Raw genomic sequence first — 19,978 nt, 5'->3', positions numbered from 1 at the left:
TCCCTCATCGGTCCAGAATGAATTTCTCCAGGTACGACGGGTTGGCGCGGTCGAGCATCGACTGCGCCCGCGCGCGGATCTGCCGGTCGCTGTGCTCGCTCGCCGGCAGCAGCCAGAAGCGGCCGGCGCGGATCCCGTCCACGACGAACGCGGCGACCTCCTCGACCGGTGTGAACGCAACCTCGTGCCCGGCGTCCTTCATCGCCGCCTCCCACTGGTCGAGGCTGCGGTAGGGAGTTCTGCGCGGCCGCTCCTTGGCGTACCGCTCCGGCCTGTTGCGGTGCGACTCCCACAGCCCGGTACGCAGCATGTGCGGCCCGGGGAACAGGACGGACGCGCCCACGCGCGCGTGTTCCGCCTTCAGATGCGCGTACAGCGACTCGGTCATCGTCACGACGGCGGCTTTGGTGACGGCGTAGACCGATGCGGTGGGCAGCGGCGCGATCCCGCCGTCACCCGACGAGGTGTTGACGACATGGCCGGGCTCGCCGCTCGCGATCATGTGCGGCACGAAGGCCTGGATGCCGTGGAAGACACCCCAGACGTTGACGGCGAAGGCCCACTTCCAGTCGTTGGGCTCGTGCTCCCACATCCGGCCCTCGGCGCCGGAGCCGACCCCCGCGTTGTTGCACAGCACATGGACGGCGCCGAAGGTCTCGTACGCGGCGTCCGCGAGCTCCGAGACGGAGTCGCGGTCGCCCACGTCGACGGTCTGCGCGAACACCCGGGCGCCGTCCTGTGCGAGCTGGTCCGCCGCCTTGTGCAGAGCCGCCTTCTCGACGTCCGCGAGGACGACTTTCAGCCCCTCGGCCGCGAACCGCCGCGCCATGGCGAGCCCGATGCCGCTCGCCGCGCCCGTGACGACGGCGACCTGTCCCTGGCTCAGCCGCATCACAGGCTCCCCGCAGGCGGTCCGTCGAGGATCTGCTGCGGGTCGTCGTAGCGCTGGTGGATGTACGGCAGCAGCGCCTGCGCGCTCACCCGCTCGACCGCCTTCCCCCGCTGGTCGGTGGTCTTCTCGCCGAGGGTGAGCTCGACGAGACGGCGTACGGGGAGGTCGGCGACGGGGTCGTACGGCGACTCGCGCAGCACCACGTCGCCGCTGAGCCTCTCCAGCCTGCGGAACTTCTCGTTGCGGATGCAGTGGACGAGTACGGGGTCGGCGTCGAAGCCCCGACCGTCCACCGCGGGCAGGAACTTGAAGTAGAAGTCCAGCTTCTCGGCCGGCTCGGGCAGCGGCAGCGGTCCCTCCACCGCGCCGCGCACCTCGACGAAGGCGATGCCGTGCCGGGCGAGCAATGCCCGTACCAGCAGACCGTCGCGTTCGACGGCGACCTCGCCCAGCTTCTTCGGCTCGCCGAAGACCTCGCGTCCGCCGATCAGCGCGCGCTCATGGGTCATCGGCATGACGAGCGGGTACCAGCCCTCGAGCCCGTCGTGCAGCGCGGCGACGGCCACCGAGCCCGCGCCTGGGGGTACCTCCCGCGCCGAAGGCTGCGGGGGAGGGTAGCCGGGCAGGTCGACCTTGCTGATGTTTGCCCGTACAAGGGGCCGCCCGGTGGGCTTGAGGGGCGGCGGGAGTACGGCCGCCACCGCGTCCGGGTCGCTCTCCCACACCGCCACGACGCCCGTGGACCAGATGTCGGGGAGCCGGGAACCGGCTGCGCGGGCCGCGGCGATCTCCGCCTCGCTGCGCGCGCCGTACCGTACACGTGCCATGACGTACCACCCTTCGCTTCATCGTCGGGGGTCGGTTCTGTAACACAGTTACACCGGCGGCGATGAAGGGTAAAGAGCCGTGCATGCAGATGAGTTGAGGAGCGAGATGCCACGCACCGCGCTGACCCGCGAAGAGGTGCTCCGGACGGCGGCAGCCCTCGTGAAGCAGCACGGACCCGACGCGCTCACCATGCGCAAGCTCGCCGCAGAGCTCGGCACGGCGGTCACCTCGATCTACTGGCATGTGGGCAATCGCGAATCCCTGCTGGACGCACTGGTGGAGCGCACGGTCAAGGAGATGGGCGCGATCCGGCCGGTGGGGCGCACGCCCGCGCAGCGCGTCGTCTCGGTCGCCCGCCGGCTCCGCCGTGAGCTGCGCGAGCGGCCCCATCTGATCGCGATGGTCCATGAACGGGGGCTCACGGAAAGGATGTTCCTGCCTGCGCAGCAGGCGCTCGTCCATGAGGTGCACGCCGCCGGGCTGCGCGGAGCGCGCGCCGCCGAGGCCGTGCGCGCCGTCCAGTTCCAGGTCGTGGGCTTCGTACTCGTCGAGCGCAACCGCGAGCGCTCACCGGTCCAGTCGCCCGGCGAGGGGGAGCTGTGGGACGCGAGGACGTCGGAACACGACGCGGCGCTGGCCCGCGCGCTGGCCAGGCCCGCGGACCCGGAGCGGCTCTTCACCTCGTCCGTACGGGCGTTGGTGAGCGCACTGCTGGGGGCGTGAAGGAGCATACGGACCAGGCGGATCCGGCGATGTCAGTCCCGGCCCGTATTCTCTGTGACCATGCTCGACGACCGTACGACTGCAGCGACAGCGTGGCCGGCCGCGTATCCACAGGGGTACGCGGTCGTCGACGTGGAGACCACCGGACTCGCCCGCGACGACCGGATAATCTCCGCTGCGGTGTACCGCCTCGACGCACAGGGGGATGTCGAGGACCACTGGTACACCCTGGTCAACCCGGAGCGCGATCCGGGTCCGGTGTGGATCCACGGTCTGACGAGCGATGTGCTGGAGGGCGCACCGCTCTTCGGCGATATCGCCACGGAGTTCTCACAGCGACTGGACGGCCGCGTCCTCGTCGCGCACAACGCCATCTTCGACTGGTCGATGATCGCCCGGGAGTACGCACGCGCGCAGCGCACCGCGCCCACCCGGCAGCGGCTGTGCACCATCGCGCTCTCCAAGGAGCTCCGGCTGCCGCTGCCCAACCACAAGCTGGCGTCGCTCGCCGCGCACTTCGGGGTGGTGCAGCAGCGGGCGCACCATGCGCTGGACGATGCGCGGGTGCTGGCGGAGGCGTTCCGGCCGAGTCTGCACACGGCGGCCCGCGACGGGGTGCGGCTGCCGCTGCACGAATGCCGCCCGCTGACCGAGTGGTCGGACTCCCCCGTGACTCCCCGCATCGGCTACCAGGCGTCGTACGGCCAGTCGTCCGGTCAGTCGTCGTCCGGGTCGTCCTACGGGCAGTCGGTCTACGGCCACGGCAGCTGGCGTCCCTCGCGCAAGCGCCCGCCCTGCCCGTACCCCAACCCCGGTCGGTACGAGGTGGGCAGAGCGCTTGTGCAGGGCATGCGGGTGGCGTTCTCCGGCGACACCTCCGTCGACCGGGAGCTGCTGGAGGACCGGGCGATCGAGGCGGGCCTCCATGTCGCGACCAGCGTCTCCCGGCTGACCAGCCTGCTGGTGACCAACGATCCCGACTCGTCCACCTCGAAGACCGTGAAGGCGAAGTCCTACGGCACGCCGGTCATCGACGAGGCGGCCTTCACCCAGCTGTTGCGCGATGTGGCCCCTGCAGACGGGTGACGGCCGGGCGTGCCGCCCACACCTCGGGGACCGTGCCGCGCACCCTGTGGCGCATGGCACGTTGCGAGGTATGCGGAAACGACTACGGCATGTCCTTCGAGGTGCACGCGCAGGGCGCCGTGCACGTCTTCGACTGCTTCTCCTGCGCCATTCACCGCATGGCGCCCATCTGTGAGCACTGCCGGGTCCAGATCATCGGCCAGGGCGTCGAGGTCGACGGCCACTGGTACTGCGGCGGGCACTGCGCCCGCGCGGAGGGGAGGGCGGGCATCGTCGACAAGGTGTGACGGACAGGCGGGGCGCGCGGCCCGGACGGGACCCACCGTCCGGGCCCGGGGCGGCAGCGGGTACGGTCGAAACCGTGTACCGCTTCCTGTTGTCCCGCCAGTGGGTGATCCTCACCCTCATCGGCCTCGTACTCATCCCCACGATGATCGAGCTGGGCTTCTGGCAGCTCCACCGGCACCAGCACCGGGTCGCGCAGAACACACTGATCGCCGAGAACCTCCGGGCGAAGCCTGTCCCGGTGACCGAGCTGACCTTCCCCGGTCACACCGTCCCGCGCGCCGACTACTGGCGCCGGGTCACCGCCACGGGCACCTTCGACACCGCGCACGAAGTCGTCGTACGCCGACGAACTTCCGCCGACGACCAGGTCGGCTTCCATGTGCTGACCCCGCTGATCCTGGCCGACGGCCGCGCCGTCCTGATCAACCGCGGCTGGATCCCGGCCGCCGCCGACCAGAAGGCCTTCCCCTCCGTGCCGCCCGCCCCCAAGGGCACGGTGACCGTGACCGGCCGGCTCGAGGCCGACGAGACGACCCGGGCCAGCGGCATCAAGGACCTGGCCGGTCTGCCGCCCCGCCAGGTCATGCTGATCAGCAGCGCACAGCAGGCCGAGTCGCTGGGCCGCACCGTGCTCGGCGGCTATCTGGAACAGACGGCGCCCGAGCCCGCGGGCAGCAGCCCCGAACTGATCCCGGATCCGGACCACGACTCCATCGGCCCCCACATGGCCTATGCCGTTCAGTGGTGGCTGTTCGCCGCGGGGGTACCCGTCGGCTGGGTGATTCTGGTACGCCGCGAGAAGCGCGACCGCGAGGCCGCCGCGGACCCCAGCACCCCGGAGCCCACCCCGGCGAGCGTCTAGGGCCTGTCTTCCCGCGAAGGTCCGGCGGTCACCCGCAGCCCGGACCTCGACTGCTTAACCACCGCACTGGGCGGGAACACGCCAAAGCGTGACGCTACGCATCGAGGACTACGCCCTCATCGGCGACCTGCAGACGGCCGGACTCGTCGGCAAAGACGGCTCGATCGACTGGCTGTGCCTGCCCCGCTTCGACTCGGCGGCCTGTTTCGCGGCGCTGCTCGGCAACAAGGAGAACGGCCACTGGACGATGGCTCCCAAGGGCGCGGGCCTGTGCACCCGGCGCGGCTATGTCGGCGAGTCGCTCGTCCTGGAATCGGTGTGGGAGACCCGCACCGGCACGGTGAAGGTCATCGACTTCATGCCGCAGCGCGACGCGGCACCCGATGTCGTACGCATCGTGGAGGGCGTCAGCGGCTCGGTCGAGATGAGGGGCACGCTCCGGCTGCGCATGGACTACGGCTCCGTGGTGCCGTGGATGCGGCGGTCGGACGGGCAGCGCGTTGCCGTTGCGGGCCCCGACTCCGTGTGGCTGCGCAGCGAGCCGGAGGTCAAGACATGGGGTCAGCAGTTCAGCACCGTGTCGTCGTTCACGGTCGGCCCCGGGGAGAAGGTGGCGTTCGTCCTCACCTGGCATCCCTCGCACCAGCCCCGGCCGACGCTCGTGGACCCGTACGAGGCGCTGGAGAGCAGCCTGGCGGACTGGACCGAGTGGTCCAGGAGCTGCTGCCGGACCGCGGGCCCCTATCAAGAGGCCGTCCTGCGCTCCCTGGTCACGCTGAAAGGGCTCACGTATGCCCCGACCGGCGGAATCGTCGCCGCGCCCACCACGTCGCTGCCGGAGGAGCTCGGCGGGGTACGGAACTGGGACTACCGCTACTGCTGGCTGCGCGACTCCACCCTCACGCTGGGCGCGCTGCTGGCGGCCGGCTATCACGAAGAGGCCGAGGCCTGGCGCGACTGGCTGCTGCGCGCGGTGGCCGGGGACCCGGCGGACCTCCAGATCATGTACGGGCTGGCGGGCGAGCGGCGGCTGCCCGAGATGGAGCTGCCGTGGCTGAGCGGCTATGCGGGCTCCGCGCCGGTCCGCACCGGCAACGAGGCCGTGACCCAGCTTCAGCTCGATGTGTACGGAGAGGTCATCGACTCCCTCCATGTGGCGCGGGAGGCGGGCCTGCCGGCGGAGAAGCACGCCTGGAGCATCCAGTTGAGCCTGCTCGGCTTCCTCGAGTCGAAGTGGCGGGAGCCGGACGAGGGGTTGTGGGAAGTGCGAGGTCCACGCCGCCACTTCGTGCACTCCAAGGTCATGGCATGGGTGGCGGCGGACCGTGCCGTACGCACCCTGGAGGCGTGCCCCGAGCTGAGCGGCGACCCGGCGCGCTGGCGGGCGATGCGGGACGAGGTGCACCGGGAAGTCTGCGAGAAGGGGTACGACCCGGTACGGAACACCTTCACGCAGTCGTACGGCTCCGCCGAACTCGACGCAGCGACGCTGCTGATCCCGCGGGTCGGCTTTCTGCCGGCGGAGGATCCGCGGGTGATCGGGACAGTGGACGCGGTGCAGCGGGAGCTCGGCACGGGCGGTCTCGTACGCCGCTACAGCACCGAGGGCATGCCGGTGGACGGGATGCCGGGGAGCGAAGGGGCATTTCTGGCCTGCTCGTTCTGGCTGGCCGATGCGCTGCGGATGACGGGGCGGGCGAAGGAGGCGAGGGAACTCTTCGAGCGGCTGCTCGCGCTGCGCAACGACGTGGGGCTGCTGGCCGAGGAGTACGACCCGGTGGCCGGGCGGCAGCTCGGGAACTTCCCGCAGGCGTTCAGCCATATCGCTCTGGTGAACACGGCCCTCGCGCTCGGGCAGGAGGAGACGGCAGGATAGCTCCATGGATCTTGGACTGAAGGACCGCGTCTATGTCGTCACGGGTGCGTCGCGGGGGCTGGGCAACGCGACGGCGCGGGCGCTTGTCGCGGACGGCGCGAAGGTCGTCATCACCGGACGGGACGAGAAGACCGTCGCGGACGCCACCGCCGAACTGGGGCCGAACGCGGTGGGCGTTGCCGCGGACAATGCCGACCCGGCGGGTGCGGAGCGCCTCGTCGCCGCGGCACGGGCGCACTTCGGCGGCTTCGACGGCATTCTGATCAGCGTGGGCGGCCCGGCGCCGGGCTTCGCGGTAGACAACACGGACGAGCAGTGGCAGGCGGCGTTCGACGCGGTGTTCCTGGGGGCGGTACGGCTGGCCCGCACCGCGGCGGCGGCGCTGGGCGAGGGCGGGGTCATCGGCTTCGTCCTGTCCGGTTCGGTCCATGAGCCGATCCCGGGCCTGACGATCTCCAATGGCCTCCGCCCGGGCCTGGCGGGCTTCGCGAAGTCCCTCTCGGACGAGCTGGGCCCCCAGGGCATCCGGGTCGTGGGCCTGCTCCCGGCCCGCATCGACACGGACCGCGTGCGCGAACTCGACGCACTGTCGGGCGATGCGGAGGCGGCGCGCACGGCGAACGAGTCACGAATTCCGCTGCGGCGGTACGGGACGCCGGAGGAGTTCGGCAAGGCGGCGGCGTTCCTGCTGTCGCCGGCGGCGTCGTACCTGACGGGGGTCATGCTCCCGGTGGACGGGGGCGCACGCCACGGGTTCTGACACGGGGTGGGGGTGGGCCCCCGCTGCGCGGGGGGCTTCGTCCCGCCCGTCCTATCACTGGTCGGCCACTGCGGGCGAGCAGCATGCCTGACGCTCGGCGCAGGCCCGAGCACGGCGGCGCGAAGCTGCCGCTCACCCCGCGAGCGGGTGCCCCGCAAACCGCACCCCTGAGGGGTCCGGGGCCAAGCCCCGGTTCGGGGGGAGTCGCGGGGTGGCGAAAGCCCCGCGCAGCGGCCAACCGTTCCGCCCCGCCAAACCGCACCCCTGAGGGGTCCGGGGCAAAGCCCCGGTTCGCGCGGAAGGAGTCAACTCACCCTCTGCGCACCGTGCTTCGCCGCGCGCAGTCTGACCTCCGCCGGCAGCACCCCCAGCCCCGCCGAGTCACGCGCATGCCCCACCGCCTCCTCCGTCAGCCGCGCAAGGGCGTCCCCGGGCGACGCGAACGGTTCCAGCAGCAGGTTCACCCGTGCCTCCGGGGCGCTGCGGCGGCCCGTCAGCATGACGTGGGCACGGGCAACGCCCTCCAGGGATTCCGCCTCGCTCTCCAGGACGCCCTCCAGCGCGCGGCCCCGCAGCAACGCGCCCTCGCCGTCGCCGCTGTCGACCAGGACCTCCGCCAGCCGGGCCCGGCGGAACTGGGCGATCAGCCACCACAGCGCAAGCAGCACCACCACCGCCAGCACCGCGATGACCACCGGCCACCACCAGCCCTCGTCGCGCCAGCGATCCCGGGCCGCCTTGCTCAGCAGGACGTCGTCCGGGCCGTCCCAGGGCCACCAGGACGGCACCGGCCACCCGGCCCCCGCGGCGAGCACCGCGCCGCCCACGCACAGCAGCACCAGCCCGGCGAGGCCGAGCAGTACACGATTGACCACCCGAAGCATTCCCGCCTCACCTCTTCTTCGCCGGTGGCCGGCCGACATGCACGGTCAGGGCGGGTGGCCTGGCAAGGCCGAGCTCACCGATCGCCGCGGCCGTCGCGACATCCAGATCCGCCCGTACGTCGTCGAGTTCGCGGAAGTGCGACTGCGCGCGCACCGAGACCTTCGCCCGCCCCATCCGTACCCGGACCGACTGCACCCCGGAGATCTCCATCGCCCGGTCCCGCAGCACGAACGCCGCGGCCTCCCGGTCGATACCCGCGCGCACCGAGGCGACGTCGCGGCGCATCGGCAGCAGCGACCGCAGTCCGGGTGTGACGGCGAGGACGATCAGGACGACGCCGATGACCATCGCGACTGCTGCGGCCGCCAGCACCCCGGGGTCGTCGAGCCGCCACTTCGCGAGGTCTGCCGCGAGCACCCGGCGCCAGTGCATGGCGGGTCGGCCGGCCCGTACCGCCGCGATGTCGTACAGCAGCAGCCCTGAGCCCCCGAGCACCACCAGGGCCACCACGCCGGCGGGCACGCGGCGCACGGACCAGAAGCGACCGCCCTTGCCGCCCTCGCCGTCCTTCGGCCCCGGCCCCGGGTGGTAGGCGGCGGCGGACGCCGACTGGTCGAGATCGAGTACGGGCCGTACGGGCTCGCTCATCGGATCCTCCCGTGTGCCGCGCTGCGCGAGTAGACCGAGTGCAGTCGTTCGACCTGCACGGCCACCTCGGGCACGTCCATCCCCGCCAACGCCTTTACCCGCTGGGCGACTCGGTGACGCACCGCGCCGCACTGGCCGCCGATGTCGGAAGGATAGTCGAGCTCCAGGCTGACCCGCACCCGGGCGTGGTCATGGTGCACCGTGACCATGGCGCGGGGCGGCACGCCGCCCTCCGGAACACCGGACAGCGCTTCCCGCGCCGCCTGTGTGGCGATCTTCGCCACCACCCGGTCGGCGATCGTCGTCGCCCCGCGCTCGGCGGCCGGGACTCTCCCCCTACGCCCGGTGGAGGGACCCCCAGTGGCCACGGCGGGTCACCGCCGCCGGTCGCCGCGCTCGCGACTGCGGAAGAAGTCGCCCGGTTCGAGGTCGCCGTCAAGGAACCGGCCCGCCACGAAACCGACCGCCCCCAACGCCGCGACCAGCAGAAAGGCACCGAATCCGCCGAAGTATCCAGCGAAGCCGAGCGCCATGCCGGCGATCAGGCCAGCCACAGCCATGCTCATCGTGGGCTCCTCCACTTCAGATGCCGAAGGCGCTTACTGGAGACGTTGCTCCGGCTCTTCGTCTTCCTCATCGGGCAGTTTCACATCGCTGACCGCGATATTGACCTCGACGACCTCGAGTCCCGTCATCCGTTCCACCGCGGAGATGACGTTCTCGCGCACCGCACGGGCGACGTCCGAGATGGAAACGCCGTAGTCGACGACGATCTCAAGGTCGAGGGCCGTCTGCACCTCGCCCACCTCGGCCTTCACACCACGCGTGGCGGTGGACTTGCTGGTGCCCGGCACCCGGTCGCGGACCGCGCTGAAGGTGCGGGAGATCCCGCTGCCCATCGCATGGACACCGAGCACATCGCGGGCGGCGAGCCCGGCGATCTTCTCGACGACGCCATCAGCGATGGTGGTACGGCCACGGGATGCGGGGTCGCCGCCGCCGCGCTTGGTCGTGGAGGTCTTCCTGGGCTCCTCGGCCGAGCCGAACGACTCGCCACCGGGGTTCTCGGGTCGGCTCCGCAGCATAGGGTCGGTCATCGCCGTGTGTCCTTTCCCTGTCGAATCCGGGTCGGGGTCGGTCCACTCCTCCGGACGGGATCCATTCCTTTGCCCACACTAAGTGCGCTTGCCCGCTCTCGCGCCAGGGATGCGGCAGGCTGGAGCAATGACCACGGCTGATGCGGTGCGGCGACGGCTCGGACTCGGAAGGCTGCTTCCGCTGGGCGGCGCGGCGGACGGGGCCTGGCTGGCCGAACAGGCTGCCGAGGCGGTACTTCGGTCGGCGGCGGCACAGGTGCCCGGGGTGGCGCCCGGCCGGCTGAGGCTGGCGCTCGCGGACCCCGACACGGCGGCGACGCCCGCCGTCCCGCCACCGCCGAGCGCGCTGCCGCCCGGCCCGCTGCGTATCGAGGCGGATTTCGCCGCGGTGGCACAGGAGCCGCTGCCGGCCACCGCATCCACGCTGCGTACGGCGCTGTTCGCGGCCTCGGCCCAGCTGCTGGATCTTGAGGTCACCGAGGTGGATCTACGGGTGACGGAGCTGCTGGACGCGGCCCCGGAGACCCGGGCTCCCGCTCCGCCACCCGGGGTACGGGCCGTCGATCCGACGGATGCTGCCGGCACGGCGGCGTCCGGCGCCCCGGGCGTGGCTCATCTGACGGCCACGCTGGGCACGCCGGTGCATCTGGCGCCGGACCATGTCCGCGTCGAAGTGGCGACGGCGAGCGGTCACCGTCCGCTGGAGGTGGTCCGGGCAGTCCGCGAGGCTGTGACGGCGGCTCTCGCGGACGGGCGCCCGGTTTCTGTGCTGATCACCTCGGTGAATGGGTGATCAGTCGCCGGTGCCCGCGCGGTCGCGGAATCGCCGATCAGTCGCCGATCCCCGCGAGGTCGCGCAGCCGGCGCGCCTGCGCCGCCCGCTCCGCGGTGCGCTGCTCCTCGTACGAACGACCCGTCACTCCCTGCAGCAGCGCCTTCGTCTCGATCACCGCGTCCCGCGGCGCCGCAAGCAGCGCCGCGGCCAGGTCCCGTACCGCGCCGTCGAGTTCGTCGCCGGGCACGACAAGGTTGGCCAGGCCGGTGCGCTCGGCCTCGTCCGCGTGGACGAAGCGGCCGGTCGCGCAGATCTCCAGCGCCCGGGCACAGCCGACGAGCGACACCAGCGGGTGAGTGCCGGTGAGGTCGGGGACGAGCCCGAGGCTGGTCTCGCGCATGGCGAACTGCACGTCCTGCGCGACGACCCGCAGGTCGCAGGCGAGGGCGAGCTGGAAGCCTGCACCGATCGCATGCCCCTGGACGGCCGCAATCGTGACGATGTCACTGCGGCGCCACCAGGTGAACGCCTCCTGGTACTCGGCGATGACCAAGTCGAGCTCCTTGTCGGAGCCGCGTGCGAGGTCGATGAAGGACGGCTCGCCGTCGAAGCCCTCGGGTGTGAACGCCTGCCGGTCGAGGCCGGCGGAGAAGGACTTGCCCTCGCCGCGCAGCACCACGACCCGCACACTGCCCGGCAGTGACCGACCCGCCTGCGCCAACGCCCGCCACAGAGCGGGAGATTGGGCGTTGCGCTTGTCCGGGTTGGTCAGCGTGACCGTGGCAACCGCGTCCTCGACGGTGAGCCGTACGCCGTCCTTGTCGAGCACAGAGTCGAGCGAAGTCATGGGGCGCCTCCGGTTCGGGTGCAGTCGGTCCGTATCGGCAAAGCCGACACGGACGAAGTTAAGTGACTGCACAGTAACCACCTGGTCGATCGCATGACCGACCGGGTGGCCACCGCAGGAACCGGTGGACCGGAGGAGCCTCGATGTTCAGGCCGAAGCGGTCAGGCCGTGGCCTTCTTGCCTCGCGTCGCTCCGCCGCGTCCCCGCAGCGTGACTCCGGACTCGCTGAGCATCCGGTGTACGAACCCATAGGAGCGGCCGGTCTCTTCGGCCAGCGCCCGGATGCTCGCACCGGAGTCGTACTTCTTCTTCAGGTCTGCCGCGAGCTTGTCGCGCGCGGCGCCGGTAACCCGGCTGCCCTTCTTCAGAGTCTCGGCCACCCGTGCCTCCTCATGGGAAGTGCGCTCTGGACTTCTCATGATCACCCCTCGAGGGCTTCCTGGCCACCCATTCGGCAAGGTCCGTGCGACAAGCTTTGCCGTGTGCTGTGCGACCGACACGACCGGAATCAATCATTCCGCACGTCTGTGTTCGCACGTCCGAGCGGGTTTCCGGCAGAAATGCCAGGTCAGCGCCGCGCACGGGAGACGGGCGCGGCGAGGGACCGGACGGAGCGGATCCGCTCGGCGCCACGCCGCTGTACGAGACACACTCACTCAGATGATGGATCACCTGTAGGCCGAATGATCCATACGGAGTGGATCAGAGCCGGACGCGCCCCGGAAGCGCCGGACCGGGGGCCCGGAACCGCTGGACCGGGACCCGGAAGCGCCGGTCCGGGCCCGGTGGAGCCGGTCCGTGCCCGGTCAGGCGAGCGCCACCAGGTCCGCGTAGTCCGCGCCCCACAGGTCCTCGACGCCGTCCGGCAGCAGGATGATGCGCTCGGGCTCGAGCGCCTCGACCGCTCCCTCGTCGTGCGTGACGAGGATGACCGCGCCCTTGTAGGTGCGCAGGGCGCCGAGGATCTCCTCGCGGCTGGCCGGGTCGAGGTTGTTGGTCGGCTCGTCGAGCAGCAGGACGTTCGCGGACGAGACGACCAGGGTGGCCAGCGCCAGACGCGTCTTCTCGCCGCCGGAGAGAACTCCGGCCGGCTTGTCGACGTCGTCGCCGGAGAACAGGAAGGAGCCGAGCGTCTTGCGCACCTCGACGAGGTCGAGATCGGGCGCGGAGGAACGCATGTTCTCCAGGACCGTGCGGTCCGGGTCGAGAGTCTCGTGCTCCTGGGCGTAGTAGCCGAGCTTGAGCCCGTGACCCGGAGTGACCTCGCCGGTGTCCGGCTGCTCGACGCCGGCGAGCAGGCGCAGCAGCGTCGTCTTGCCCGCGCCGTTGAGGCCGAGGATGACGACCCGGGAGCCCTTGTCGATGGCGAGGTCCACATCCGTGAAGATTTCGAGGGAGCCGTACGACTTGGACAGGCTCTCCGCCGTCAGCGGGGTCTTGCCGCAGGGCGCGGGCTCCGGGAAGCGCAGCTTGGCGACCTTGTCGGAGACACGTACCGCTTCCAGGCCGGACAGCAGCCGCTCGGCCCGCTTGGCCATGTTCTGCGCGGCCACGGTCTTGGTGGCCTTGGCGCGCATCTTGTCGGCCTGGGAGTTGAGGGCCGCGGCCTTCTTCTCGGCGTTCTGGCGCTCGCGCTTGCGGCGCTTCTCATCGGCCTCGCGCTGCTGCTGGTAGAGCTTCCAGCCCATGTTGTAGACGTCGATGTTGGCGCGGTTGGCGTCCAGATAGAACACCTTGTTGACGACCGTCTCGACGAGGTCGACATCGTGGGAGATCACGATGAAGCCGCCGCGGTAGGACTTCAGGTACTCACGGAGCCAGACGATCGAGTCGGCGTCGAGGTGGTTGGTGGGCTCGTCGAGCAGCAGGGTGTCGGCGTCCGAGAAGAGGATGCGCGCGAGCTCGACGCGCCGGCGCTGACCGCCGGAGAGCGTATGGAGGGGCTGGCCGAGCACCCGGTCGGGCAGGCCGAGCGCGGCCGCGATGGTGGCGGCCTCGGCCTCGGCGGCGTAACCGCCCTTGGTGAGGAACTCCGTCTCCAGGCGCTCGTACTTCTTCATCGCCTTCTCGCGGGTGGCGCCCTTGCCGTTCGCCATCCGTTCCTCGTTCTCGCGCATCTTCTTCAGCACGGAGTCGAGGTCGCGGGCGGAAAGGATCCGGTCGCGGGCGAGAACGTCGAGGTCGCCGGTGCGCGGGTCCTGCGGGAGGTAGCCGACCTCGCCGGAGCGGGTGATGTTGCCGGCGGCGGGGATGCCTTCGCCCGCGAGGCACTTGGTGAGGGTGGTCTTGCCCGCGCCGTTGCGGCCTACCAGGCCGATGCGGTCGCCTTTGGCGATACGGAAGGAAGCGGACTCGATGAGGATGCGTGCGCCGGCGCGCAGCTCGATGCCGGAAGCGGTGATCACGGAAAGACTCCAGGGCGGTATGGACGGCGGAAGGGATGGGCGTGGGAGCTTCGACGCCGTCTAATGCGCAAGGAGAATTGCCATACGACTCAGTCTAGCGGGGCCCTGCAAGTGCTTTTGCGCCAGCTTTCGCGGCGGTGGCCCGGGCTCGATCGGCGCTTGAGGGCAGGGCGTTGCCGGGGCCGCCCGCCGCCGCCAGCGGTTCTGCACCGGCTTGCGCACCGGCGACGTGGCCCAGCGCACCGCCTTCCGCCGACTGTCAGTGCCCACTGCCACACTGAGATGCAGATCACATTTCCATCGTCGAGTCTGAAGGAGTGATCGGGATGTCGCAGTCACCGAGCATCTGTCCGACGCTGGTGTACGCGGACGCGAAGGCCGCGATCAAACAGCTCACGGAAGCCTTCGGCTTCACCGAGCACGCGGTGTACGAGGACGAGACCGGCGCGGTCGTGCACGCCGAGCTGACGTACGGCAGCGGCATGGTGATGCTCGGCAGCAAGGGCACCGGCAGCGAGTTCGACAAGCTGATGAAGGGCGGCGGGCCGACGGGCGTGTTCGTCCATGTCGACGACGTCGATGCCCATCATGCCGGTGCGCTGGAGCACGGTGCGGACATCGTGATGCCGCCGACCGACCAGGACTACGGCGCGCGTGACTACATGGCACGCGACATCGAGGGCAATGTGTGGAGCTTTGGCACCTACGCGCCGGGGGCGGCGGAGGGCTGAGGCCTCTCTCCGCCGCCGCTCGCCGAGTCCGCCGGGCGTCGAGTCCGCCCGGGTCAGACGCCTCCGGTGTGCACCTGGAACGCCGCCCTGCGTACGGCCTTGGCGAGGGCGGGGTCGGGGTGCGCTGCGGCCAGGGCCACCAGAACCTGCACGGTGCGGGGGTGGCCGCCGGCCCGGACCGCTTCGAGCAGTGCGGGGACCGTGCCCTGGACCGCGGAGTCGAGGTGGCGCAGCAGCAGCTGGGGCTCGCCGTGGTCGGCGACTGCCGCCGCGGTGTCCACCCACAGCCAGGTCGCTTCCTCGCGGGTGAGGACGTCGGCCGCGTCCTCGGGGTCCGCGCCCTCGTACTCGGCGAGCCACAGGAGTACGTAGGGGCGCAGCGAGGGCTCGACGACGGCGGCGCGGACCTCGGCCTCGGCGGGGGCGCCGACGACGCGCAGCGCCTCGAAGGCGAGTCCGCGCAGCAGGGCGTCCTCGCCGCGGGCCACGGCGAGCAGCTCGGTGACCGCACTGGAAACGGTGCGGGCGGCGAGCCAGGCGCGGTACTCGGCGCGGGCCGGGCCCGGGGTGAGGCGGGCGCAGCCGCGCAGCATGTCCTCGGCGGACTGCTCGATATTGCCTGCGGGGCTCTGGGCGGCGACGCAGATCTGCTCCAGCTTGACCCAGACCGCCCAGTTGCCGAGGGGGGTGAGGGTGGCGGAGCGGCCCTTGTCGAGGGTCAGCGCACCGACGGAGGAAAGGCCCTCCAGCGCCCAGTCGAGAAGGAGCGAGACGGGTACGTCAGCACCCGAGTCGGCACCGGAGTCAGCACCGGACCGGGCGTCCGGCTGCGGGCCGTAGGGGACTTCGCAGCGCTCCTCGCGCAGTTCGGCGACGCGCTGCTGGAGCAGGTCGAGCAGGACCGGCACGAGCACCGGGCCGGCCGAGAGCTGGAGGAGGGAGAGCACCTGGGGGACGGCCTCGACGACCTCGGCGACCGCGGTGGGCGCGACATCGTCGGGCGCCGGGTGGGCCAGCGACCAGGCATCGAAGAGGGCTACCCAGCCGCGCAGCACGGCCATGTCGTCGCGGTCCCAGGCGCGCAGCCGCCAGCCGGGGCGGGCCGTGTCACCGTGCAGCTCGACCAGGCCGGCGAGGCGGGCCCGGTCCCACCCCGCGCGGACCTGGAGCGGGGTCAACTCCATCGCGGCGGCGGCCCGTTCCTGGGTCCGTTCGGTGAGCTGTGCGGTGCTGGGGTCCCTCTCGACGGCGGCCCAGCGGGCGATTCGTACGGCGTCGGCCAGCACCGTCCGCGCCTGGCGGGCGAGCTCCGAGGGGGCGGGCGTGCCTTCGGGCGGCCGGGGGGCCGGCCGGGTGCGCCGGGTCGTCACGGCCCGCCGTGCGGTGGCCAGGGATCGCGGGCGGACAAGACGAAGTCTGGTGTTGCGCGCCAATTGCTCATCAGGCTTTCGGGACGTCACGGGGAGCAGTCTTCCCGCTGACGGCCCGAAAGCCCAAACGGAACGTGCCCGGCCGGGCCCGGCGGCCCGGCGCGAGTGCTACATCAAGGGGGTGAGGAAGCGGCGGAGGGCCTCTTCGTAGCGTTCCGGGTCGGCGTTCCACATGGCGGCGTGGGGGGCGTCCGTGACGGTGTGGAGGCTGACCAGGTCGGGTCGGCGGGCGGCCAGTTCGCGGGACGGCCCCCAAGGGGCGAGGGTGTCGTCCGGGCCGTGGAAGATGAGGGTCGGCACCCGCATCGCCTTGGGGTCGGCCGCTTCCTGCAGCCGGTCGCCGTGCAGTCCTGTCCTGCCCTTGGCCGCCCTGACGGCGAGCGGCAGCAGGAACGCCGGGGTCCGGCGGGCGGCGGCCAGAGCCCGCAGGGTGGCTTCCCAGTCCAGGACCGGCGAGTCGAGGACGAGGCCGCTGATCCGGTCGCGCAGCCCGGAGTTGACCGCGGCGTGCAGAGCCATCGAGGCGCCGGTGGACCAGCCGTGCAGGATGACCTTTTCGGCGCCGAAGCGGACGGCGAAGCGGATCGCGGCGTCCAGGTCGCGCCATTCGGAGTCGCCGAGATGCCCGAGCCCGTCGTGAGGCTCGGGTGCGCCGGGGTCTCCGCGGTAACCGAGGCCGAGCACCGGGAAGTGACGGGTGTGCAGGAACGGCAGGAGATTCAGAGGGTGTTCCCGCGTGGTACCCAGGCCGTGCACGGCGATCACCCAGGTGTTGCGGTGTCCGGGCACGAACCAGGAGGGCAGCGCGCCCAGTTCGCCTGGTATGTCCACATCGCTGTGATACATGCCGAACGCGCTCGACGGATCGCCCGTGTGCACCTGCGGCGTGAGTCGCACCCGGCTGCCCGGCTCCAGGCTGCCGAGACTGACCCGCTCCAGGCGGCGTACGACGGTGTCGACGGGGTGCGGCACCGCGTCGAGCACCGGTCCGACGACGGCATGGATGCCCTCGCCGTCGAGTCCGTATCTGCCGGGGCGCTGTGCGGCGAGGCTGCGGGTGAGGGTGATCTGGCCCGCGGCCGTGGCGTGCACGGTGAGCCTGGGGTCGCCGGGCAGTGGGCGCCCTTGGGGCAGCTTGAGCGCGGCGTCGCTGGCGTACCGGCCGGCCGCGACCGCGGCCGCGCCGAGTCCGATCAGGGTGGTGACGGTCGCTGCCGTCGCTGTTGCCGGGCGCACCCGTCCAGTGTCGGCACCCGCGCGCCGGGCTGCCAGTGGACGGCAGCCGCCGGTGTCAGCGCGGCTGGCCGTAGCTCCGGAACTTCTCGGCGGCTTCGCTCAGCTGGGAGTCGGAGAGGAGGCTGGGCGCATATCCGGGCAGCGCCGCCGCGGTCAGCCAGAGACGGCACATCCACTCCAGCTGGGCGGTGCGGTCGTAGGCCTGGTCGAGGCAGTCGCCGTACGCGACCGTGCCGTGGTTCTGCAGCAGGCAGACGGTGCGCTCCGCCAGGGCGCGGAGCATGTTCTCGGCGAGCTCCTCGGTTCCGAACAGTGCGTACGGGGCGACGCGGACGGGGCCGCCGAGTGCCGCGGTCATGTAGTGGATGGGAGGGAGCACGGGGACGAGGGTGGAGACGGCGGTGGCGTGCACGGCGTGGGTGTGGACGACGGCGCCGGCGGAGGTGTTGCGGTAGACCTCCAGATGCAGCGGCAGTTCGCTGGTGGGGGCGAGATCGCCGAGGAGCTGGTTGCCGTCGAGGTCGACGGCGACGACGTCCTGCGGGGTGAGCCGGTCGTAGGCGACTCCGGTCGGGGTGATGAGGACGAGTGGGCCGACCCGCACCGAGACATTGCCCGATGTGCCGACCACCAGGCCTTCCGCCGCCGTCCTGCGGGCCGTGGCGACGAGGTCCAGCCATGCCCGTTCGATCGCGTCCTGCCGCATCTCATCGGTCATGCGGCGATCCTGCCAGGCGGGGCCTCAGGCCGCAGGGGCGACCGTGACGAAGATCACGCGTATCGCCACAAACCCAGCCTTTCGCGGCGCTACTCCTTCGATACCGGCCCGGCAGGGCAAGCGGAGCGAGGAATCCTCACGCGCAGACACCGCTACGCCTGCCTCAGTTCATCTTCCGTTCATCCAGATTACCTACGTTCAACAGGCCAATGACGTCGAACGATTGCCTGGGTAAATGGAACACATCACCTTGCTGCTCGCGATTGTGATCGTGACAGCGCTCGTGTTCGATTTCACGAACGGTTTCCACGACACCGCCAACGCGATGGCCACGACCATCTCGACCGGCGCCCTGAAGCCCAAGACCGCGGTGGCCATGTCCGCCGCGCTCAACCTCGTCGGCGCGTTCCTGTCCGTCGAGGTCGCCAAGACAATCTCCAGCGGCATCGTCACCGAGGAAGGCATCACACCGGAGGTCATCTTCGCGGCGCTGGTCGGCGCCATCCTCTGGAACCTGATGACCTGGCTGATCGGCCTGCCGTCCAGCTCCTCGCACGCCCTGATGGGCGGACTGGTCGGCGCCACCATCGCCTCGGTCGGCGTCAGCGGCGTCAACGGCGGCACCGTCGTCACCAAGGTCCTGATCCCCGCGGTCGCCGCCCCGCTGGTGGCCGGCATCGCGGCCTTCCTCGCCTCCAGGCTGACGTACAAGATCGGCCAGAACGCCGACGCGAAGGCCACCGCGAAGGGCTACCGCGCCGGTTCCATCGCCTCGGCGGGCCTCGTCTCGCTGGCCCACGGCACCAACGACGCGCAGAAGACCATGGGCATCATCACGCTGGCGCTCATCGCCGGCGGCGTGCTCTCCCCCGGCTCCAACCCTCCGCTGTGGGTCATCGTCTCGGCCGGCAGCGCGATTGCGCTGGGCACCTCCCTCGGCGGCTGGCGCATCATCCGCACCATGGGCAAGGGACTCACCGACCTCCAGCCGCAGCAGGGCTTCGCCGCCCAGACCAGCGCGGCCAGCGTCATCCTCGCCTCCTCCAACCTCGGCTTCTCGCTGTCCACCACGCACTCCTGCTCCGGCGCCGTGATGGGCGCGGGCCTGGGGCGCAAGGGCGGCGTGGTCCGCTGGTCCACCGCCACCCGGATGTTCGTCGCCTGGGGTCTGACCCTGCCGGCCGCGGCCCTGGTCGCGGCGGGCTCGGAGTTCGTGGCCAGACAGGGCGACTGGGGCGTCGCGGTGGTCGCGGCCTTCCTGATCGGCGCCTGCGCCGCGATCTGGTTCGTCTCACGCCGCCAGGTGGTCGACCACACCAACGTCAATGACGTGGCCGGCGACGCCGAGCCCGCGGGCGTGGTGACCGCCGCCATCGCGGCCGTCGCCCCGCCGCCGGCCGGCACCCCCGCGCAGGACCTCAAGACGACCATCCAGGCTCCGGCGCCCGCCGCGGGCTCCGAGCCGGCGACCCGCCCGGCCGCGGTGTAAGGACAGATCAGCATGAAAATCGACTGGGCAGCTCTCGGCTCCGTCTTCGGCGTGAGCCTCGTGGCCACCGTCGCCCTGGTGGGCCTGTTCACCCTGGGCGTCGTGGGCCTGACCAAGCAGGAGTCGGCGGCGGGAGGCTCCGCGGTCCTGGCCCGCACCGGCGCGTATGCGTGCTTCGCACTGTGCGCGGCGGCCGTGTCGTACGGGATCTATCTCATCGTCGCCTGAGCACAGACAAGAGCAGACGCAGTGTGGGCGGGACGGATGTCCCGCCCACACTGCGTTTTTCGACGGTCCGCGCGTGGTGCCGGTGTGGGCCTTCGCACACTGTCCCGTCGCAGGTCAAGGGTGAGTTGACGGCCCTCACGGGGCCGTGGTGGACTGCCGGAGCCAGCTACGGCG

General features: G+C 71.2%; 23 protein-coding genes. 10 read left to right on the top strand and 13 right to left on the bottom strand.

Annotated elements, in window-relative coordinates; all coding sequences use genetic code 11:
• Positions 1 to 4: 4 nt before the first annotated feature.
• Together OG729_RS30745 and OG729_RS30740 are read right to left on the bottom strand one after the other, a co-directional pair.
• The gene (locus OG729_RS30745; RefSeq protein ID WP_405809146.1) at positions 5 to 892 is read right to left on the bottom strand and encodes an SDR family NAD(P)-dependent oxidoreductase; all 888 of its coding nucleotides are present in this window, start codon (positions 890 to 892) and stop codon (positions 5 to 7) included.
• Positions 892 to 1,719 carry an acetoacetate decarboxylase family protein gene (locus OG729_RS30740; protein WP_405809144.1) on the bottom strand — a complete coding sequence of 276 codons (828 nt, stop codon included), beginning with the start codon at positions 1,717 to 1,719 and terminating at the stop codon, positions 892 to 894. Before OG729_RS30740 ends, OG729_RS30745 begins: the two co-directional genes overlap by 1 nt.
• Positions 1,720 to 1,825: 106 nt before the next feature.
• On the opposite strand from OG729_RS30740, the gene OG729_RS30735 reads away from it, so the two are divergent.
• From OG729_RS30735 to OG729_RS30710, 6 genes are all read left to right on the top strand, one after another.
• Complete coding sequence (locus OG729_RS30735) at positions 1,826 to 2,443, top strand: TetR/AcrR family transcriptional regulator (protein WP_405809143.1); 618 nt, start codon at positions 1,826 to 1,828, stop codon at positions 2,441 to 2,443.
• Positions 2,444 to 2,503: 60 nt separating this feature from the next.
• A complete protein-coding gene (locus OG729_RS30730; protein ID WP_405809141.1) occupies positions 2,504 to 3,529 on the top strand; it encodes a DEDDh family exonuclease in 1,026 nt (341 codons plus the stop codon).
• Positions 3,530 to 3,582: 53 nt separating this feature from the next.
• Positions 3,583 to 3,816 (top strand): hypothetical protein, encoded by a 234-nt coding sequence (locus OG729_RS30725; RefSeq protein WP_307664289.1) that lies wholly within the window; start codon positions 3,583 to 3,585, stop codon positions 3,814 to 3,816.
• Positions 3,817 to 3,890: 74 nt separating this feature from the next.
• Complete coding sequence (locus OG729_RS30720) at positions 3,891 to 4,679, top strand: SURF1 family protein (RefSeq protein WP_405809139.1); 789 nt, start codon at positions 3,891 to 3,893, stop codon at positions 4,677 to 4,679.
• 88 nt (positions 4,680 to 4,767) lie between these two features.
• Positions 4,768 to 6,555 carry a glycoside hydrolase family 15 protein gene (locus OG729_RS30715; protein ID WP_405809138.1) on the top strand — a complete coding sequence of 596 codons (1,788 nt, stop codon included), beginning with the start codon at positions 4,768 to 4,770 and terminating at the stop codon, positions 6,553 to 6,555.
• Between the two features lie 4 nt (positions 6,556 to 6,559).
• Positions 6,560 to 7,315 carry an SDR family oxidoreductase gene (locus OG729_RS30710; RefSeq protein WP_405809136.1) on the top strand — a complete coding sequence of 252 codons (756 nt, stop codon included), beginning with the start codon at positions 6,560 to 6,562 and terminating at the stop codon, positions 7,313 to 7,315.
• A gap of 305 nt (positions 7,316 to 7,620) precedes the next feature.
• Here the strand turns inward: OG729_RS30710 and amaP are convergent, their stop codons facing one another.
• The 5 genes from amaP to OG729_RS30685 are packed head-to-tail and all read right to left on the bottom strand — an operon-like array spanning position 7,621 to position 9,945.
• A complete protein-coding gene (gene amaP / locus OG729_RS30705) occupies positions 7,621 to 8,199 on the bottom strand; it encodes an alkaline shock response membrane anchor protein AmaP (protein WP_405809134.1) in 579 nt (192 codons plus the stop codon).
• A gap of 7 nt (positions 8,200 to 8,206) precedes the next feature.
• Complete coding sequence (locus OG729_RS30700) at positions 8,207 to 8,848, bottom strand: DUF6286 domain-containing protein (protein WP_405809132.1); 642 nt, start codon at positions 8,846 to 8,848, stop codon at positions 8,207 to 8,209.
• Positions 8,845 to 9,216 (bottom strand): hypothetical protein, encoded by a 372-nt coding sequence (locus OG729_RS30695; protein ID WP_360879486.1) that lies wholly within the window; start codon positions 9,214 to 9,216, stop codon positions 8,845 to 8,847. Before OG729_RS30695 ends, OG729_RS30700 begins: the two co-directional genes overlap by 4 nt.
• A gap of 6 nt (positions 9,217 to 9,222) precedes the next feature.
• A complete protein-coding gene (locus tag OG729_RS30690) occupies positions 9,223 to 9,414 on the bottom strand; it encodes a hypothetical protein (protein WP_360879483.1) in 192 nt (63 codons plus the stop codon).
• 33 nt (positions 9,415 to 9,447) lie between these two features.
• Positions 9,448 to 9,945, bottom strand: a complete 498-nt coding sequence (locus OG729_RS30685; RefSeq protein ID WP_360879479.1) for an Asp23/Gls24 family envelope stress response protein — start codon at positions 9,943 to 9,945, stop codon at positions 9,448 to 9,450.
• 127 nt (positions 9,946 to 10,072) lie between these two features.
• On the opposite strand from OG729_RS30685, the gene OG729_RS30680 reads away from it, so the two are divergent.
• Positions 10,073 to 10,738: a hypothetical protein gene (locus OG729_RS30680; RefSeq protein ID WP_405809130.1), complete on the top strand. Its 666-nt coding sequence runs from the start codon at positions 10,073 to 10,075 to the stop codon at positions 10,736 to 10,738.
• Between the two features lie 37 nt (positions 10,739 to 10,775).
• Here the strand turns inward: OG729_RS30680 and OG729_RS30675 are convergent, their stop codons facing one another.
• The 3 genes from OG729_RS30675 to abc-f all read right to left on the bottom strand — a co-directional run bounded on the left by OG729_RS30675 (position 10,776) and on the right by abc-f (position 13,972).
• Positions 10,776 to 11,567 (bottom strand): enoyl-CoA hydratase/isomerase family protein, encoded by a 792-nt coding sequence (locus tag OG729_RS30675; RefSeq protein WP_405809128.1) that lies wholly within the window; start codon positions 11,565 to 11,567, stop codon positions 10,776 to 10,778.
• Between the two features lie 161 nt (positions 11,568 to 11,728).
• Complete coding sequence (locus OG729_RS30670; protein ID WP_185035675.1) at positions 11,729 to 11,947, bottom strand: helix-turn-helix domain-containing protein; 219 nt, start codon at positions 11,945 to 11,947, stop codon at positions 11,729 to 11,731.
• Positions 11,948 to 12,373: 426 nt separating this feature from the next.
• Positions 12,374 to 13,972: a ribosomal protection-like ABC-F family protein gene (abc-f, locus tag OG729_RS30665; protein ID WP_360879468.1), complete on the bottom strand. Its 1,599-nt coding sequence runs from the start codon at positions 13,970 to 13,972 to the stop codon at positions 12,374 to 12,376.
• A 326-nt stretch (positions 13,973 to 14,298) separates the two neighbouring features.
• Here abc-f and OG729_RS30660 point away from each other — a divergent pair, with 326 nt between their 5' ends.
• On the top strand, positions 14,299 to 14,703 hold the full coding sequence (locus OG729_RS30660) for a VOC family protein (protein ID WP_405809126.1): 405 nt from the start codon (positions 14,299 to 14,301) through the stop codon (positions 14,701 to 14,703).
• Positions 14,704 to 14,756: 53 nt separating this feature from the next.
• Here OG729_RS30660 and OG729_RS30655 read toward each other — a convergent pair whose 3' ends face one another.
• The 3 genes from OG729_RS30655 to OG729_RS30645 all read right to left on the bottom strand — a co-directional run bounded on the left by OG729_RS30655 (position 14,757) and on the right by OG729_RS30645 (position 18,087).
• Positions 14,757 to 16,163 (bottom strand): hypothetical protein, encoded by a 1,407-nt coding sequence (locus OG729_RS30655; RefSeq protein WP_405809124.1) that lies wholly within the window; start codon positions 16,161 to 16,163, stop codon positions 14,757 to 14,759.
• Positions 16,164 to 16,241: 78 nt separating this feature from the next.
• Positions 16,242 to 17,369, bottom strand: coding sequence for an alpha/beta hydrolase (locus tag OG729_RS30650; RefSeq protein ID WP_405809122.1), 1,128 nt, complete (start codon positions 17,367 to 17,369; stop codon positions 16,242 to 16,244).
• Between the two features lie 55 nt (positions 17,370 to 17,424).
• The gene (locus OG729_RS30645) at positions 17,425 to 18,087 is read right to left on the bottom strand and encodes a class II aldolase/adducin family protein (RefSeq protein WP_405809120.1); all 663 of its coding nucleotides are present in this window, start codon (positions 18,085 to 18,087) and stop codon (positions 17,425 to 17,427) included.
• Positions 18,088 to 18,322: 235 nt separating this feature from the next.
• On the opposite strand from OG729_RS30645, the gene OG729_RS30640 reads away from it, so the two are divergent.
• Together OG729_RS30640 and OG729_RS30635 are read left to right on the top strand one after the other, a co-directional pair.
• Positions 18,323 to 19,576 carry an anion permease gene (locus tag OG729_RS30640; protein WP_405809119.1) on the top strand — a complete coding sequence of 418 codons (1,254 nt, stop codon included), beginning with the start codon at positions 18,323 to 18,325 and terminating at the stop codon, positions 19,574 to 19,576.
• 12 nt (positions 19,577 to 19,588) lie between these two features.
• Positions 19,589 to 19,804 (top strand): hypothetical protein, encoded by a 216-nt coding sequence (locus OG729_RS30635; protein WP_360879452.1) that lies wholly within the window; start codon positions 19,589 to 19,591, stop codon positions 19,802 to 19,804.
• Positions 19,805 to 19,978: the final 174 nt, after the last annotated feature.

Origin of the sequence: Streptomyces sp. NBC_00210 (assembly GCF_045160975.1) — a bacterium.
In the GTDB taxonomy this organism is placed as follows: Bacteria; Actinomycetota; Actinomycetes; order Streptomycetales; family Streptomycetaceae; genus Streptomyces.
The sequence above is the reverse complement of the archived record's forward strand: the minus strand, read 5'-3'. Positions and strand labels throughout refer to the sequence as shown.

What these genes read in the sequence shown, in the direction of transcription:
- OG729_RS30745 (WP_405809146.1), bottom strand. Translation starts at nt 892, where the DNA reads ATGCGGCTGAGCCAGGGACAGGTCGCCGTCGTCACGGGCGCGGCGAGC.
- OG729_RS30740 (WP_405809144.1), bottom strand. Translation starts at nt 1,719, where the DNA reads ATGGCACGTGTACGGTACGGCGCGCGCAGCGAGGCGGAGATCGCCGCG.
- OG729_RS30735 (WP_405809143.1), top strand. Translation starts at nt 1,826, where the DNA reads ATGCCACGCACCGCGCTGACCCGCGAAGAGGTGCTCCGGACGGCGGCA.
- OG729_RS30730 (WP_405809141.1), top strand. Translation starts at nt 2,504, where the DNA reads ATGCTCGACGACCGTACGACTGCAGCGACAGCGTGGCCGGCCGCGTAT.
- OG729_RS30725 (WP_307664289.1), top strand. Translation starts at nt 3,583, where the DNA reads ATGGCACGTTGCGAGGTATGCGGAAACGACTACGGCATGTCCTTCGAG.
- OG729_RS30710 (WP_405809136.1), top strand. Translation starts at nt 6,560, where the DNA reads ATGGATCTTGGACTGAAGGACCGCGTCTATGTCGTCACGGGTGCGTCG.
- amaP (WP_405809134.1), bottom strand. Translation starts at nt 8,199, where the DNA reads ATGCTTCGGGTGGTCAATCGTGTACTGCTCGGCCTCGCCGGGCTGGTG.
- OG729_RS30700 (WP_405809132.1), bottom strand. Translation starts at nt 8,848, where the DNA reads ATGAGCGAGCCCGTACGGCCCGTACTCGATCTCGACCAGTCGGCGTCC.
- OG729_RS30690 (WP_360879483.1), bottom strand. Translation starts at nt 9,414, where the DNA reads ATGAGCATGGCTGTGGCTGGCCTGATCGCCGGCATGGCGCTCGGCTTC.
- OG729_RS30685 (WP_360879479.1), bottom strand. Translation starts at nt 9,945, where the DNA reads ATGACCGACCCTATGCTGCGGAGCCGACCCGAGAACCCCGGTGGCGAG.
- OG729_RS30680 (WP_405809130.1), top strand. Translation starts at nt 10,073, where the DNA reads ATGACCACGGCTGATGCGGTGCGGCGACGGCTCGGACTCGGAAGGCTG.
- OG729_RS30675 (WP_405809128.1), bottom strand. Translation starts at nt 11,567, where the DNA reads ATGACTTCGCTCGACTCTGTGCTCGACAAGGACGGCGTACGGCTCACC.
- OG729_RS30660 (WP_405809126.1), top strand. Translation starts at nt 14,299, where the DNA reads ATGTCGCAGTCACCGAGCATCTGTCCGACGCTGGTGTACGCGGACGCG.
- OG729_RS30645 (WP_405809120.1), bottom strand. Translation starts at nt 18,087, where the DNA reads ATGACCGATGAGATGCGGCAGGACGCGATCGAACGGGCATGGCTGGAC.
- OG729_RS30640 (WP_405809119.1), top strand. Translation starts at nt 18,323, where the DNA reads ATGGAACACATCACCTTGCTGCTCGCGATTGTGATCGTGACAGCGCTC.
- OG729_RS30635 (WP_360879452.1), top strand. Translation starts at nt 19,589, where the DNA reads ATGAAAATCGACTGGGCAGCTCTCGGCTCCGTCTTCGGCGTGAGCCTC.